This window comes from Alloscardovia venturai (assembly GCF_042676605.1).
GTDB lineage: Bacteria > Actinomycetota > Actinomycetes > Actinomycetales > Bifidobacteriaceae > Alloscardovia > Alloscardovia venturai.
The window spans coordinates 363,982-379,434 of the sequence record NZ_JBHTHQ010000021.1; the positions used below are offsets into that span (position 1 = coordinate 363,982).

General features: G+C 44.3%; 16 protein-coding genes. 1 reads left to right on the top strand and 15 read right to left on the bottom strand.

Annotated features, from left to right (window positions below; translation table 11 throughout):
- Nucleotides 1–76 precede the first annotated feature (76 nt).
- The 13 genes from typA to ACFQY8_RS05055 all read right to left on the bottom strand — a co-directional run bounded on the left by typA (nucleotide 77) and on the right by ACFQY8_RS05055 (nucleotide 11,250).
- Nucleotides 77–2,008 carry a translational GTPase TypA gene (gene typA / locus ACFQY8_RS04995; protein ID WP_377938794.1) on the bottom strand — a complete coding sequence of 644 codons (1,932 nt, stop codon included), beginning with the start codon at nucleotides 2,006–2,008 and terminating at the stop codon, nucleotides 77–79.
- Nucleotides 2,009–2,096: 88 nt separating this feature from the next.
- Nucleotides 2,097–2,672 (bottom strand): SMC-Scp complex subunit ScpB, encoded by a 576-nt coding sequence (gene scpB / locus ACFQY8_RS05000; RefSeq protein ID WP_377938795.1) that lies wholly within the window; start codon nucleotides 2,670–2,672, stop codon nucleotides 2,097–2,099.
- Nucleotides 2,673–3,479 (bottom strand): segregation and condensation protein A, encoded by an 807-nt coding sequence (locus tag ACFQY8_RS05005; protein ID WP_377938796.1) that lies wholly within the window; start codon nucleotides 3,477–3,479, stop codon nucleotides 2,673–2,675. It lies immediately after the preceding gene.
- A gap of 33 nt (nucleotides 3,480–3,512) precedes the next feature.
- Entirely contained in the window at nucleotides 3,513–4,352 is an 840-nt protein-coding gene (locus ACFQY8_RS05010) for a ParA family protein (protein WP_377938797.1), read from the bottom strand.
- 98 nt (nucleotides 4,353–4,450) lie between these two features.
- On the bottom strand, nucleotides 4,451–5,506 hold the full coding sequence (locus ACFQY8_RS05015) for a YeiH family protein (protein WP_377938798.1): 1,056 nt from the start codon (nucleotides 5,504–5,506) through the stop codon (nucleotides 4,451–4,453).
- 246 nt (nucleotides 5,507–5,752) lie between these two features.
- On the bottom strand, nucleotides 5,753–7,006 hold the full coding sequence (locus ACFQY8_RS05020; RefSeq protein ID WP_377938799.1) for an Mbeg1-like protein: 1,254 nt from the start codon (nucleotides 7,004–7,006) through the stop codon (nucleotides 5,753–5,755).
- Nucleotides 7,007–7,405, bottom strand: coding sequence for a DUF1310 family protein (locus ACFQY8_RS05025; RefSeq protein WP_377938800.1), 399 nt, complete (start codon nucleotides 7,403–7,405; stop codon nucleotides 7,007–7,009). It lies immediately after the preceding gene.
- Between the two features lie 67 nt (nucleotides 7,406–7,472).
- Nucleotides 7,473–7,877 (bottom strand): DUF1310 family protein, encoded by a 405-nt coding sequence (locus ACFQY8_RS05030; protein ID WP_377938801.1) that lies wholly within the window; start codon nucleotides 7,875–7,877, stop codon nucleotides 7,473–7,475.
- Nucleotides 7,878–7,888: 11 nt separating this feature from the next.
- A complete protein-coding gene (locus ACFQY8_RS05035) occupies nucleotides 7,889–8,200 on the bottom strand; it encodes a hypothetical protein (RefSeq protein WP_377938802.1) in 312 nt (103 codons plus the stop codon).
- Nucleotides 8,201–8,221: 21 nt separating this feature from the next.
- On the bottom strand, nucleotides 8,222–8,629 hold the full coding sequence (locus ACFQY8_RS05040; protein WP_377938803.1) for a hypothetical protein: 408 nt from the start codon (nucleotides 8,627–8,629) through the stop codon (nucleotides 8,222–8,224).
- 164 nt (nucleotides 8,630–8,793) lie between these two features.
- On the bottom strand, nucleotides 8,794–9,396 hold the full coding sequence (locus ACFQY8_RS05045; protein WP_377938804.1) for a DUF624 domain-containing protein: 603 nt from the start codon (nucleotides 9,394–9,396) through the stop codon (nucleotides 8,794–8,796).
- A gap of 157 nt (nucleotides 9,397–9,553) precedes the next feature.
- A complete protein-coding gene (locus ACFQY8_RS05050) occupies nucleotides 9,554–10,396 on the bottom strand; it encodes a carbohydrate ABC transporter permease (protein ID WP_377938805.1) in 843 nt (280 codons plus the stop codon).
- Nucleotides 10,396–11,250: a carbohydrate ABC transporter permease gene (locus ACFQY8_RS05055; protein WP_377938806.1), complete on the bottom strand. Its 855-nt coding sequence runs from the start codon at nucleotides 11,248–11,250 to the stop codon at nucleotides 10,396–10,398. Before ACFQY8_RS05055 ends, ACFQY8_RS05050 begins: the two co-directional genes overlap by 1 nt.
- Nucleotides 11,251–11,588: 338 nt before the next feature.
- Here ACFQY8_RS05055 and ACFQY8_RS05060 point away from each other — a divergent pair, with 338 nt between their 5' ends.
- Nucleotides 11,589–12,608 carry a LacI family DNA-binding transcriptional regulator gene (locus tag ACFQY8_RS05060; RefSeq protein ID WP_377938807.1) on the top strand — a complete coding sequence of 340 codons (1,020 nt, stop codon included), beginning with the start codon at nucleotides 11,589–11,591 and terminating at the stop codon, nucleotides 12,606–12,608.
- A 163-nt stretch (nucleotides 12,609–12,771) separates the two neighbouring features.
- Here ACFQY8_RS05060 and ACFQY8_RS05065 read toward each other — a convergent pair whose 3' ends face one another.
- Both ACFQY8_RS05065 and xerD read right to left on the bottom strand, forming a co-directional pair.
- Complete coding sequence (locus ACFQY8_RS05065; protein ID WP_377938808.1) at nucleotides 12,772–14,100, bottom strand: ABC transporter substrate-binding protein; 1,329 nt, start codon at nucleotides 14,098–14,100, stop codon at nucleotides 12,772–12,774.
- A 351-nt stretch (nucleotides 14,101–14,451) separates the two neighbouring features.
- Nucleotides 14,452–15,375, bottom strand: coding sequence for a site-specific tyrosine recombinase XerD (gene xerD, locus ACFQY8_RS05070; protein ID WP_377938809.1), 924 nt, complete (start codon nucleotides 15,373–15,375; stop codon nucleotides 14,452–14,454).
- Between the last annotated feature and the right edge of the window lie 78 nt (nucleotides 15,376–15,453).

Consider the following 15,453-nt stretch of genomic DNA (forward strand, 5'->3'; position numbering starts at 1 on the left):
GTAAATGCAGGAACGTAAAAGCCTACCGAAGAGTTCATACTGTCATCGATAGGCTTTATCTACTTAACTCTTATACTTACTTATTTTTGTTCTTATTCTGACGACGCTGCTGGGCGTTCCACTTATACCATGCATCGCGGCTCAAGATAATCTTGCGTACACGGATGGATTCCGGAGTTACCTCCACGCACTCATCATCATTTGCAAAGTCAAGAGACTCTTCCAAGCTCATTTGGATTGGTGGAGTTAATGTCTCGAGTACATCTGCCGTGGCAGAGCGCATATTTGTCATATGCTTTTCAAGGGTAATGTTGATGTCCAAATCACCCGGCTTACCTGTCACACCCACGACCTGACCTTCATATACAGGAGACTGTGGCTGCACAAAGAAGTTTCCGCGAGCTTGAAGCTTCTGCATAGCGTATGGCGAAGCCTTACCCTGTCGATCTGCCACCATAGAGCCATTCTGGCGCACAACGATTTCACCAGCCCAGTCGCCATATCCAGCAGAAATAGAGGACGCAATACCTGTGCCTCGAGTAGAAGACAACAACTGAGTGCGGAAACCGATAAGACCGCGAGAAGGAACGGTAAACTCCATTCGTACCCATCCTGAACCATGGTTAGTCATAGAGTCCATACGTCCCTTGCGTGCTGCCATAAGCTGAGTGACAGCACCCATGTACTCTTCCGGCACGTCAATCGTGGAGTGTTCAAACGGCTCTTGGAGCTTGCCATTCTCATCTTTGCGAGTCACTACTTGAGGACGTCCCACGGTAAGCTCGAAACCTTCACGACGCATTTCTTCTGCAAGAACAGCAAGAGCAAGTTCGCCACGACCGCGCACTTCCCACACATCTGGGCGGTCAGTATCGAGGACCTGAATGGACACGTTACCAATAAGTTCCTTATCCAAACGATCTTTGAGCATGCGCGCTGTCAGCTTATGATCTTTGCCTTCAGTACCGGCGATAGGAGAATCGTTTGTACCAAATGTCATAGAAATCGCAGGTTCATCCACATGAATGAGCGGCAATGGCTTCGGATTGTTTGGATCAACGATGGTTTCACCAATCATGATATCTTCGACACCCGCGATAGCAACGATATCTCCAGGACCAGCGGTTTCAGCTGGAACACGGTCCAAGCCTTCAGTACGCAGAATCTCAGTAAGCTTAAAGTTCTCAATAGTGCCGTCCATACGGGATAAGCCGTACTGCTTTCCCTTAACGAGTTCACCAGAGTATATACGTACGAGACCTAAACGACCGAGGTAATCAGAAGCGTCGATATTAGTGACGTGTGCCTGAAGCGGAGCATTCTCGTCATATTCAGGAGCCGGAATATTCTTTACAATCATCTCGAAGAGCGGCTCAAGATTATCATTTGCAGGTACATCACCGTCAGCAGGCTGTACAGTGTCAGCACGACCAGCCTTTGCTGCGCAGTAAATCACTGGGAGGTCAAGCAACGAGTCAAGATCAAGCTCCACGCCTTCTTCTACGACATCTTGCGCAAGACCAAGTAAGAGGTCAGTAGCCTCACCTACTACTTCTTCAATGCGCGCATCTGGACGGTCAGTCTTATTGATGGCCAGAATAACAGGAAGTTTAGCTTCAAGAGCTTTGCGAAGGACAAAACGTGTCTGTGGAAGAGGACCTTCAGAAGCGTCCACAAGGAGTACAACGCCGTCAACCATAGAAATACCACGCTCAACTTCGCCACCGAAATCAGCGTGTCCTGGAGTATCGACAACGTTGATAATAATGCCGTCTTTCTCTCCCAGCTCCTGGGCTGCTGGACCGTTGTAATCAATCGCCGTGTTCTTAGCAAGGATGGTAATACCCTTTTCACGCTCAATATCACCGGAATCCATAACGCGATCTGGAACTTCTTCACGTTCTGAGAATACGTGAGACTGCTGGAGCATCGCGTTTACCAAGGTAGTTTTGCCGTGATCAACGTGCGCGACGATAGCAACGTTACGAATGTTAGAGCGGAGTGCCATTCAAGAACCTCTTTAAGTACTTATAAAATAAACCTTTGCAAGTCTACTTTGTCCTTTCGACACGAAGAGCTCATCTACTAGGCACCATTTAGTCGTCAAGTTCGGGAAGCGTATCAGGCAAAAACGGTGCAAGACTCGGCAATTCACTCACGTCATTGATGCCTAATTTATCAAGGAACAGCCCCGATGTGACGAGCAACGAAGCATGAGTGTGCATATCAGTACCTTGATCTCGGATAAGCCCACGCACTGTTAATGAGCGAATAACACCGTCTGAATTAACGCCACGTATAGCTGCGACTTCTGCTCGCGTAATAGGTTGTTTGTATGCGATGATTGCCAGTGTTTCCAAGGCGGCTTGAGAGAGCTTAGTAGTCTGACCATCAACCACGAAACTCGATACTATCTGTTCATACTCTTGGGACGACATAAGCTGCCATCCTCGCATAGAATGGTGCAGCTCAAATCCTCTCTTTTGCTCATGATATTCGCGCGAAAGAGCTTCTAACGTATCTTCAATGAAGACTGTCGCATCATGCTCGGAAAGTCCAGCATAATCCGGAAAAATATCATAGCGGGAAAGGACTTTTGCAACTTCATCAGCATCTATGGGCTCATCAGCCGCTATGAGTATCGCTTCCAATGCCGCACGTATCGTCATCATTTATGCAAAATCTCCTTCAGAGATTGCTACTACATCCACAGTATTAGGACTATCATTGTCACTCAGCCACCGCACATGAAGCTCCTCGAAAGGTCGGTCCTGCTTAAACTGAACGACCCCCTGCTTAAAGAATGCGAGGAGCGCCAAAAACCGTGCAACTACTTCGATAGTTTGATGTGTATCCGATATGAGAGAAGTGAATGTCACATCCACCTTGTCACCCGCTACACGCAATTTATCTCGGACAATTCCTGCCTGTACGCGTAAATCTACAATAGGCACGTGGAGCTGACGAATAGAAACTTCCGTAGCTGGAGCGTTGGAAATTACGCGAGCCGCAAGCTGTGCAAGTTCCTCGAGCGACACAGGTAGAGAAACCTCAGGGAGTAAAGATTGAAAAGATTCATTCATCACTCCAGGATGCGCATACCGTCCAGAATTAGCAGCGATACGCTGACGGAAATCTTCTCCTGCTTGCTTAAATGCGCGGTATTGAAGCAAGCGAGCAAACAATAGGTCTCTATCTTGAAGAGCTTCTAGACTTGCTTCAAAATCAGAATTTTCTTCATCATGCGGAATTAGGTTCGCTGATTTGGCTTCTACCAGGATGGATGCTACGTCAATGAATGAGCTCACCTGATCTGCGTCATCAACCATATTAAGTTGCTTGACGTATGCTACAAATTCTTCGGTGATACGCGAAAGCGAAATTTGTGAAAGTTCAAGCTGACGTTCCGAGAGCAAACTGAGAAGTACATCGAAAGGACCTTGATACTCTTCTAGACTTACACTAAATCTTTCTGTCACCCAGTCACCTTAAGAGTATGCCGCAGCTTGAAATTAAGCTACTATCCCATTTGCTACGATTTCGCGCGCCACCTCACGATATTCCTTCGCTGTCGTATGCTGCGGAGCATACATAGAAATCGGCTTTGCTGCCACCGACGCATCAGCAATTTTGATAGAACGAGAGATAACGGAATGGAATACCTTTCCAGGGAATGCTTCATAAATGCGTTGTAGCACTTCATCTGCATGCAGTGTACGTGTAAACATCGTCACAAGCACACCGTAGACTTCAAGGTCAGGGTTAATCCTTGTTTTCACTTTCTCTATAGAGTCCATCAGCAACGCTACACCACGTAAAGCAAAGAATTCTGCAGCTACCGGAATAATAACTCCATCGGCAGCAGTAAGAGCGTTTACAGTAAGCAAACCCAAGGATGGCTGGCAGTCGATGAGGATAAGATCATACTCATCTTTTACCTTGCGCAAAACTGAAGCGAGAACTTGCTCACGGCCTACTTCTGTGACAAGTTGCACTTCTGCTGCAGAAAGATCGATGTTTGCAGGAATGACATCCAAGTTCGGGAAACGTGTCTGCTGAATCACCGCATGAACGTCCATATGAGGATTAAACAATGCCGTGTAGATGGTGTTCTCCACCTGATTTGCATTCACTCCAAGCGCTACAGTCGCCGCACCTTGCGGGTCAAAGTCGACGAGAAGAACCTTACGCCCATACTGACTCAACGCACCAGCGATATTGACACTACTCGTAGTCTTGCCAACGCCGCCTTTTTGATTGCACATGGCAATAATTCGAGCTGGTCCATGTTGTTCAAGCTGTTTTGGTGCGGGGAAAGTCTCATACTCTCGACCCAAGAGATCTGTAGGCATAGTTTTAGATTAGCACGCCTTGCGGAATGACCGTGGGGAGCGGTTCTCACAAAACCGCTCCCCACTTTACCTTTTCAACGTCAGCTGAAAATTTTAAATTAGAACAATCCCATAAGTTTCATAACGATAAGACTCATAACTGTAATACCAATCCAGCATATAGCACCGAGCGCAAGTGCCTTTCCACCGGTTTTTACTAGCTTGACGATGTCTGAGTTGAGGCCAATCGCCGCCATCGCCATGATGATGAGGAACTTCGACAATTCCTTAAGGAATGTAAATGCACTTACAGGTGCGCCAACATGCAGCGCAATGGTCGTGATTAGTGACGCAAGGATAAACCATGCAATGAAAAGTGGGAAAGCACGTTTAAAGGAGAAACCAAGCTTCGCATCTTTCTGCCCATTACGTATCTTTCGCTTCTCATTCATATATGCGAGAATGAGGGTAATAGGAATAATTGCTAAAGTTCTCGTAAGCTTTACCGTTACCGCCTTATCAAGCGTTGCAGACCCAAGGTTCCACATCGTATCCCACGTCGCCGCCGTAGCAGTAACCGAAGATGTGTCATTGACAGCTGTTCCCGCAAAAATACCAAAAGCCTCTCCACTCGTGGTACTCATTCCAATGAGGTGACCAAGGTACGGGAAGAAAAGCGCAGCAAGAACGTTAAAGAAGAAGATGACAGAAATCGATTGTGCTACATCGTGGTCGTCCGCCTCGATGACTGGAGCCGTCGCCGCAATAGCAGATCCTCCGCATATCGAAGACCCTACACCTATGAGCGCAGCAGAATTGGAATCGATGTTCATAGCTTTGCGCAAAACGAACGCAAGAATCAGCGAAATAGCAATTGTTGTAATAATAATCGGAAGCGACTGCCACCCTGTGCGTGCTACAACTGCAAGGTCAAGACCAAAACCAAGAAGGACAACCGCAGTTTGCAAAATATACTTCGAAGTGAAGCCTATACCTGCAGATGCTTTACCTTTGTCCTTCCACCACACTGCGATAATCATTCCCATCAAAATGGCGAAAATTGGACCACCAATGACAGGTGCAAGTCGTCCCAAGAACCATGCAATTAAACCAATAATCAAACTTATAGCTACGCCTGGGGCAAGCTGTATAGTCTTCTCTAATATTCTTCTCATAGCTTAAGGCTACGCCCCGGTCTGAATAACTATCACGCCTAGGTTCACGTTTTGACGTGCAATTTCAACTTGCAGCGTTAGCGCCGAAGACAGAACAATCAATATGATGAGCAGAGTTAGGCGCAATGCTCCGCTACGAGCACCGAATGTCAGCATATGCAAGCCGTAGACTACTACTTTTGTACGTAATGTTTAGCAAATTAGGCTAGGCTAGGAATAATCACAGAGTTCGTAGAAATCGAGTGGCTAATACTGGGGCGCGCGAAGCATAGAGGACTGAGCTTTCGCGTTTTCTAATTCCTTATCTGTTGAGGTCTCATCATTCCATTCGACCACACGCCTCGCCAACTCAGCATCTGTTTGAGCAGCTTTTTCAAGCTCCGCTGCCATACGTGTCTCGAACTGCGCAAAGGAATCTGAAAGAGCACGGGTAGCGTCCAACAAAGTTTGAGCCGACTGATTAAACGTGTTAACTAGGTCCTGCTGAGTAGCCTTCGCATCCACAATTGCAGAATGAATTTCATCGTCTGTCAGGTTGGGAAGATTAAGATGGATTGATTGAAGAAAATCAGAAACTTCAGAGCTCAGCTGCGCACGTTGCGCAGAAATTTTCTTTTCTATCGTTGTTTCTGCTTCGCTAGCGGCAATCGTCATACTGCTTGTAAGATATGATGTTTCCATATAGTCGATATATAGTTTCCCGTACTTACTGTGAGCGAGCTTGGGATGTTTGTGCATGAAATGCGTTACAGCATCATGAAGATTATTGCTATTCTGCTTCCATTCTTCAAGGTCTCCATCTTTTTGGAATTGGTAGCCTTTCATCATATGTTGGTCAAAATGAACATAATCAAGCTGGAGTGTGGTCGACAAATGGCGGACCTTACCTACAGCGTTGTAATCAAACGTATAACCCGTAGCAATTACATCTTTGGGATCGACGTAATTGTTAATACGCGTACGGAGTTTAAATGCAGTTTCCCTTTGCTTATCCGTGAGAATATTATAAATGTTTGGTCCTTCATAAACATGAGCACTCTTCACTCGACTGACATGCGAAGAGTCAAGATTAGCTAAAGCATACTGGGCATCCATAGACCCCAAAGAATGGCCATACACAGATACGTCACAGCCTTCATTCTTGCGCAAAGTCTTATTAAGAAACTCGGAAGCCTTCACGAGTTGCGGAGTAGGAGTGTGAGACCCCGACACGATGCGTGTAGCCATGGGGATATCGTTTTGATTCCAATCCTTAGCACTATCATTATTGACCGCGAGCGGATTAGTGGAACCACGGTAAATAACAGTAAGATGCCTGTCTTTCTTAAGGACCCACGCGTCAAGACCGGTATTGGGATCATGGATAGAATCAACGACTTTTCCAAGATTCGTACCGTGAGTTGTGACGTAATCGTATTCCTTTTTATCGGGACTGTCGAGGTTACCATAGTACTCTAAATTCGCTATTTCTCGATTATCCCTCTCTGATTCTCTAGTCATCTACGAGTCCTTCTCTCCAACAAGCTTCATAAAACCAATGCTACGTACAACTATTTCATGGTGAATTCCTTGTCCGACATCGGAGAACATTGAGCTTATTACAATATTGGGGTCATCATTGATAATGACGTCAATGTAAATCCCGCCCATTGGCGAGTGAGAAAGGGAATTGTAGTCAATTTTGTATGTTTTAATCTTACCCTGTGGCGTTAAAGCTTTCTTATCATGCTCTAAAAGCATTTCTTTAATAGCCTTCTGACATTCAGGCGTATTCACCTCATGCACCATCTCCAAATGCTCAATCTTAGGCTGCAAAATAACCCCCAAAACTACGAGTAAAATTACTGAAAGAATAATAGTAAGAGCTATGTGACGCTTACGCTTCTTCTTAACTGTCATATTTTCTATCCAATCGAGTTATGCCCATCAACATTCTTACGAATTACGTTAATGACCGTACTTCTCTTTAGTCATTTACGAATCCTTCTCCTCCAACAAGTTTTACAAAACCATCAGTAGGCAGAACTATTTCATGGTGGATACCGTGCCCATGATCAGAAAAAATTGAACTTATCGCAATATTGGGGTCATCATTGATAATGACGTCAATGTAAATCCCGCCCATTGGCGAGTGAGAAAGGGAATTGTAGTCAATTTTGTATGTTTTAATCTTACCCTGTGGCGTTAAAGCTTTCTTATCATGCTCTAAAAGCATTTCTTTAATAGCCTTCTGACATTCAGGCGTATTCACCTCATGCACCATCTCCAAATGCTCAATCTTAGGCTGCAAAATAACCCCCAAAACCACAAGCAAAACTATCGAAAGAAAAACAGCAAGAACTATGTGACGCTTACGCCTTCTCTTAACCACCTTTAGCCCTTCTATTTCCCAATAGAATCATACCCATCGGCGTTCTTAGAAATAAAATCAATCACCTCATTGATATGATTCCCAGAAATTGCCTTATCAAGATTATCTTTGCAATCAGTAATCTTTCTTTTCGCTGTCTTTGCAGCAGACTGTGCAGTTGCCTGTACAGTTTTGTCATACTGCGTAGGTATAGCAAGCAGTCCTGGAATATATACACGCTTAAGCAATTGAAGCTGATGATCGTGAGCAATAGCAGCAAAATCCCTAGTACTATCAAAATTGTCGGATTTTCGACCATCACCTATCGGAGATTGTATTCCCATATGTCACCTTTACCGTAAGTATTAGAATTCTTCACGAGAAATATCATGCTCATTTTCTTCAATTTCATCTTCTAACAAGCGAAGTTTTCTCGCAAGGTTCTGCTCACGTTCATCATAATAAGATTCAATCGCTGCCCGATACTTTCTCGATATATCATCAGCCATTTGCATGGCAGAATTCGTTATTGAGATTACTGTTGAGCGAAGGTCAGGATTATCCGAGGCAAACTTTTCAATAAGCTGGATAGCCGCTGTGCCGCAATCATTCATACGGTTTTCTGCATGGTAATGATTTTCTTGCACGCTCTGCAGTACATCATCACGCATCTGCGCAGTACGACGTAATTCGTCACGGTAGTCTTCTGCTAGCTCAATGTTATTTCTTAGCTTAGCCCGAACAAGATAAGCAGCATCTGGTTCTTCTCTCATATCTCTCAGTCTAGCATCGCACACATAATATTCTTCCAAAGGCAGACTCTCATGAGAAATACAACGGTATACCTTATATTGCTTCAGGCTAATTTTTTCAAAACTACGATAGGCCATAGAAGGCGAACGAGAATCATGAGTTCATATCTAAGCAGACCCACAGCTTATATATATCTCTTAAAAACACGCTCCGTCAACGGCTCATGAAGCATGAGCATACTCCCATATCCAAAAACTACAACGAGAAAAAGTGCAGGTGGAATAATCTTCCACGTCGCGACAAAAACCCCTACAAATATGCCATCAATTGCTATAAGTCCCAGCGTATATCCAATATGGCTAACACCGAAAATAAGAGAATTCCACACCGTTCGAGAGACAGTATTATCAAAACGTGCCTCGAGAGCAAAAGCCCATTCAAACCCGATGACCCATACAATTATCAGAGCAAACTTAATAATAAGAAGTTCTGGTATATGGACGAAAACCCAGAGCCATACCGATAAAACAAGCACCACGAAATACGGTATCCACACGCCAGTAGCTTTGAGGAAGTTTTCTTTAAATGCTGTAAAGTATGTTTTTGCAACTCCTCCACTCCCCTGACCTTCAAGCCTTTTGCGTGCTGCAACATTACCTGCGGCGAGACTTGCTCCGATAGTGATGAGAGGAATAGACGTAATCATCATATAGATATTGATAAGAATTCCATCAGTCATATTGTTCCACGCTTCCATGAAACGCGAATCAGGAGAAAGCCAACTCATAATATATACCTTATCAATATCTCGTATCAATGACGTGCACTCATTGATGAGGCTCCATCGTACTTATATGCCCCAAATTTATAAAAGCGAACAGGCGTACGCACCGTTCGCTTTCTTAATGTTTTCTCAATGTTCAGAGAAATCCCACCTTGGGAACCTATCCCTTAACTGCGCCTGCCATTACACCAGAAACGATGTACTTCTGGCATACGAGGTAGAAGACAATAATTGGGATAATCGCTAAGACAAGGCAAGCCATCATAGCGCCCATATCCACGGATCCGTACCCACCTTTGAGATACTGTACGGCAACAGAAATGGTCTTGTACTTGCCCAAATCCAACGTTAAGTACGGCAGAAGGTAGTCATTCCAAATCCACATTGCCTCCAAAATTGCGACGGAAATAATAGATGGTTTCATAATTGGCACTACGATTTGGAAGAAGGTCCGTGGCACTGATGCACCATCAAGCATCGCTGACTCTTCTAGCGACTTTGGGATCCCCTTAATTACTCCAGTAAAGATGAATACTGCAAGACCAGCACCAAAGCCGAGATAGACAATCCACAAGCCCCATGGAGTGTTAAGACCGAACATATCTGCAAGCTTGGAGAGGGTAAACATGACCATCTGGAATGGAACAATCATGTTGAAGAGGAAGAGAGTATAGAGGGTCTTTGCAGCCCAATTATTGACGCGAACAATCCACCATGCGCACATGGAGGTGCACACAAGGATGAGGAGCACTGCGCCAATGGTAATAAACGCTGTCCATCCAAATGATGCAAAGAAGTTAGTCGTCTCAACACCACGGACATAATTGTCCCAACCTACGAACGCCTTCCCCGTCGGAAGAGAAAACGCATTATTGGAAATATATGCCTTGCTCTTAAAACTATTTATCACTACCAAAACGATAGGGAAAATCCACAGCAGGCTCAGAATGCTAAAGAATACAGCCCACAAACCGCTATGTTTTACAGTCTTATTCTCATTCATTATGCCTGAACCTCCTTGCTCGTGGTGAGCTTATTCTGAATTAGCGCGATGACAGCTACCAAGATGAAGAAGAGCACTGCCTTTGCCTGACCGACACCTTCCCATCCCATTCGACCGTAGAATGTGCGTGTAATGTTCATGGCAAGACCTTCAGACATGTTGCTTGGAGCGCCATTAGTCAAAGCCAAGTTCTGATCGTAAAGTTTGAAACCATTCGTCACCGTCAAGAATGAGCACACTGTGATAGATGGCATCATCAATGGGATAATCACACGGAACATCGTTTGTGTGCCACTTGCGCCATCAACTGCAGCAGCTTCGAGAACATCGGATGGAAGCGCTTGAAGACCCGCAATATAGATAATCATCATATAGCCAATTTGCTGCCATGACACCAAAATAACCAATCCCCAGAAGCCATAGGTAGCCGAGTAGGTCAGAGCGCGCTGGAAATGTGCCAAAATGCCATTGAGCAAAAGCAACCAAATGTAGCCGAGGATGATACCGCCAATGAGATTTGGCATGAACAGTGCGGAACGATATAACGATGATCCTTTAATCGCACGAGTCAACATATACGCGATAAAGAATGCAACGACGTTGATGATAATTGTCGTAACAATGGTAAAAGCAGTCGAAAAACCAAGCGCGTGCAAGAACTCCTTATCCTGGAATGCACGAGCATAATTTTTCAAACCGACAAATTCTCCATCGGTCACTGTTGTAAATTCGCAGAAACTCAAATACACACCCATGACAAAAGGCACTACAAAGCCTATCATGAATGCAGCGAAAGTCGGCAAAGCAAATAGCGCCCACCACTTTCGTATAGCTTTTCCAGCCATATCTACCATGGCCTATCTCCTCCCCACGCACTACCCCGTGCATGTTAAATTAGGCATTATATCTACGTTTTCCACGAAGTCTCAATGCCTCCGCCGGATAACTCCAGTGTAATCCTCTTTTGCAGAAAACGTCAAACGTTCGCATTTTATATTCATGAATTATGGCTCATATTCACAAACTCATGAGTAGAATCTTGCTGTTTTAATTTTTTATGTCCCATAATTCCGCTTATTTTCAGTCTTTTATGCATTATGTACCGTTCTTATAATTTTTTCGCATAATTTATGAAAACGTTTGTATTTTTCCGTTATTATAGAATAAGAAAATGAACAAAGGGGTTGACTCAATGGAAAGTACGATTCAAACTGTAGCCACTGCTGCAAATGTCTCCATTTCCACCGTTTCGCGTGCTTTTACACACCCTGAACTTGTCTCAGAGAAAACACGCAAACGCATCATGGATATAGCGGTAGAGCAAGGATTTTCACTATCACGCTCAGCCACAGCATTAAAAACCGGAAAATCGCTACGCATTGCACTCCTCATGAGTGGAAAGCTGAATCTATGGTTTATTTCATCTGTAATTGAAGGCCTTAATGACGTCTTTCATGATAGCGGCTACGACATTTCTATTTTCCAGATTTCCAGTGCCGAAGAACGCAAAAAATTCTTTACAGAATTACCGTTGCGCAGAAATGCTGATGCTGTCATCGTGACATCATTTGGCATTGATGCTAATGAAGTTAAGCGTTTAGGCTCTATTGGTATCCCTATAATCGGCATAAATTCAGACTACCCGCGCGAGCGTGGCTTTACTGCCGCTGTCAACATAAACGACGACAAAGGCTCACAACTCGCCGCTCGTCACTTAATCCAGCTTGGGCATAAAGATATCGCATACATCAGCACACATCGTGAAGTGTCACTTCATTTCTCGGTCCAAGAACGCATCAACTCATTCATCGAGTACTGTCACGAGTATGGCGCACATATTACCCAAATTCCATGTAATATTGATGAAGACGGTATTTATCGTATAGGCGAAGTAGCTTCACGTCTTTTGAGCTTGGAAAACTTCCCTACAGCTGTTGCCTGTCAAGAGGATGGTATCGCCATCCCATTGCAATTCCAACTACAGCGCAACGGTTTAAGCGTCCCAGAGAACATATCTCTCATCGGTTATGATGATGCAGCATTTTCTAGCGATCTTGGCTTGACGACAATTCATCAAGATCCTGTTGCCATGGCTCAAAAGGCTGCACGAATGACTCTCCAGCTCATTAATGGCGAAGAACTCACGGAGCCATTTGTTGTCGAGCCTGCAGAGTTGGTTGTGCGCAGTTCTACTACTCATCCTCTCTCATAAGTTTTTACACCTAATTTTTATGCCTGCTAGCGTCGAAAGCATCCAAAAGTTTACAGAGTATTACAAAAATAAGGTAGGTTCCTTGCGGAACCTACCTTATTTTTGTTCTTACCTTTTCAGCTAAGTCTTGAACCTGCCAATAACTTATCTAGTGTAGAAGATTCTAGTGTGTTGCCGAATATTCAGATGCCCACCCGTCAACGAATGCAGCCTTTACAGCAGACCACTTACCTGTACCCTGAGCATACTCGAGCAATGCCTGACCAAGGTTATTCTTCCAAGTTTCCGATGGCATCATGGTGAAGTTCCACGTCACTGCAGTAGTACCAGACTTCGAATCTGCAATTGCTGCTTCAGTCAATGGATTATCGGACTTGATGTCTGCGAAAGACTTAAATGGCGTAGTGAATCCCATCTTCTTAGAGAGAGTGTCTTTACCCTTATCAGAAGTTACAACCCATTTCAAGAAGTCTTCAGTAGCCTTCTGATCCTTTGCAGATGCATGAGAGTTGATGCACCAGTAGTTTTCAGAACCAGTAGCCAAGCCCTGCTTCTCTTCACCCTTTGCACCGATATAGATTGGGAGCATACCGAGGCTATCTGCCTTCATGCCTGCCTTACTCAAATCAGACCATGCCCAAGTACCATTCTGATAGAAGACTGCCTTGCCTAAAGCAAATTCAGAGTTTGCATCGTCACCAGTCTTGGAGCTCAACTGTGTAGGAGCAGTTGTGGAGTCCTTGAGATACAAGTCAAAAATCTGCTTGTACTGTGGAAGATAGCTGCCCTTAATCTTTGCAGGCTGAGTAGTAACGTTATCATCCTTAAATTCATAATACAAAGGAAGATTTGCTAGGTGCGTCTTGAATCGCCAGTCAGAGCTAGAGTCAAAACCTGCTGAGGTAAATGCACCCTCTACTCCAAGTTCCGACTTATGCTTCTGAATACCGTCTGCGACTTCCTTCAACTTGCTAAAGCTATTGATTTCTTTGATGTCTTTGACGGCTGCGTCAGAAAGTGCGAAATACTTGTTGAGAAGATCCTTGTTATAAATAAGGCCATAAGTTTCCATCGCATAAGGAACACCTACTACCTTATCGCCATCTTTCAAAGCAACCTTCTGGTCGGACAATTGCTTATATACCTCAGTCTTAGAAAGATCCGCAGTATATTTCTTCCAGTTGTTATAGCCTACTGGACCATTGACTTGGAATAATGTAGGTGCTTCAGTCTTAGCAATTTCAGACTTGAGCGTCTGCTCATAAGTATTTGAAGCTGCTGTCTGTACCTTGACCTGTACGCCAGTTTCCTTAGTATATTCCTTTGCTAAAGCAACCCACTGGTCTGCAGCTTCTGGCTTGAAGTTTAAGTAGTAAACTTTTCCCTTCCCATTGTCGCTAGCTGAGGAGCTTCCACACGCAGCAAAAGCACCAAAAGACATAGCTACTACTGCTGACACAGCAATCGCTGACTTAACTACACGATTCATCATCGAATCCTCCCTTTCGATATACCTCTACGCATATCAGACCAACCACCATGACTGGCTTGCCAAAACTTGGCTGATATCTATTATGAAACATTCTTTGTATTTTTGCAAACGATAGCATTAAATAATTACTAAAAAGTTTATCTTAGTGACAATAATTTATGATTATCCACAAATAATCATTGAATAATAAGGCTTTCTGCCCCCCTCTTAACGGAATCATCGCGGCATAAAATACTGCAATCGTTCTCTTACGGCATTTCTTTACAAATAACTAAATGCTAGTCATTGACTCTCAAAACAGAAACTCTCTCTCAGAGTATTTACCGATAGATATCCTCAAAGTGGGAACTATTAGCGAGCACGTGGATGCGAAAGAATATACGCTTCTATAAGTGCCTGTGGCGAGACATGCGTATAGATTTGCGTCGTCGTCACCGACGCATGCCCTAAGAACTCCTGAACGGTTCGCACATCCGCTCCACCTTGAATGAGATGTGTCGCGCACGAGTGACGAAGCGTATGGGGATGAATATCTTTCTCTATACCCGCACTTTTTGCATACGTTTGCACTATTTCCCATACACTTTGACGAGATAATCTTTTACCTCTCTTATTGAGGAAAATTGCTCGCATTTCCATCCCTGACTTTGATTTTGACGCAAGAAACTGCCAAGCTCCCCCATTGATATATCGGTCTAATGCAGCGCATGCATACGAGCCTAAAGGAACCAAACGCTGTTTGTCACCTTTACCAATAAGTCGTGCTACTTGTGCATCCAAATCTATATCAGCAATATTGGCTCCAACTGCCTCAGAAACACGAGCTGCAGAGGCATACATAAATTCAAGGAGCGCTCTATCGCGAACTCGAACTAGATCGTCAGTTTTCTCTGCCTGTGTCGCTTCGATAAGTGCAGTTACTTCTTCTACTGTCAGTGCGTCAGGGAGTCGAGTACCAGACCGAGGGGGCTTAATGCCATCCGACACATCCTCTTCTACATCTCCATGCGATACGAGAAATTTGTGAAATTCATGAATGGATGCAAGTCTACGTGCGACGGTTCTCGCGCTTTCGTGGGAAAGAGTGGCAACAAAATTTTCAACGTCGCTCTTATGAATATGAGCCGCATCCTTCACGCTGCAATCGATAAGCCATGAGGTATATTTGCGTAAATCTGACTCATATGCGCAAACAGTAGCGCGTGAAAGCCCTTTTTCTACAGAAATATGAACAATAAACTGTTCTATCTGCTGTTCAAAACTCATATCAGTCATATTCTGTCATACTACGCGAAAACCTCCCCACTTCTCAAAGAGTTTATATCCTAAGAGAGTAAGGAGGTTTTCGTTTTA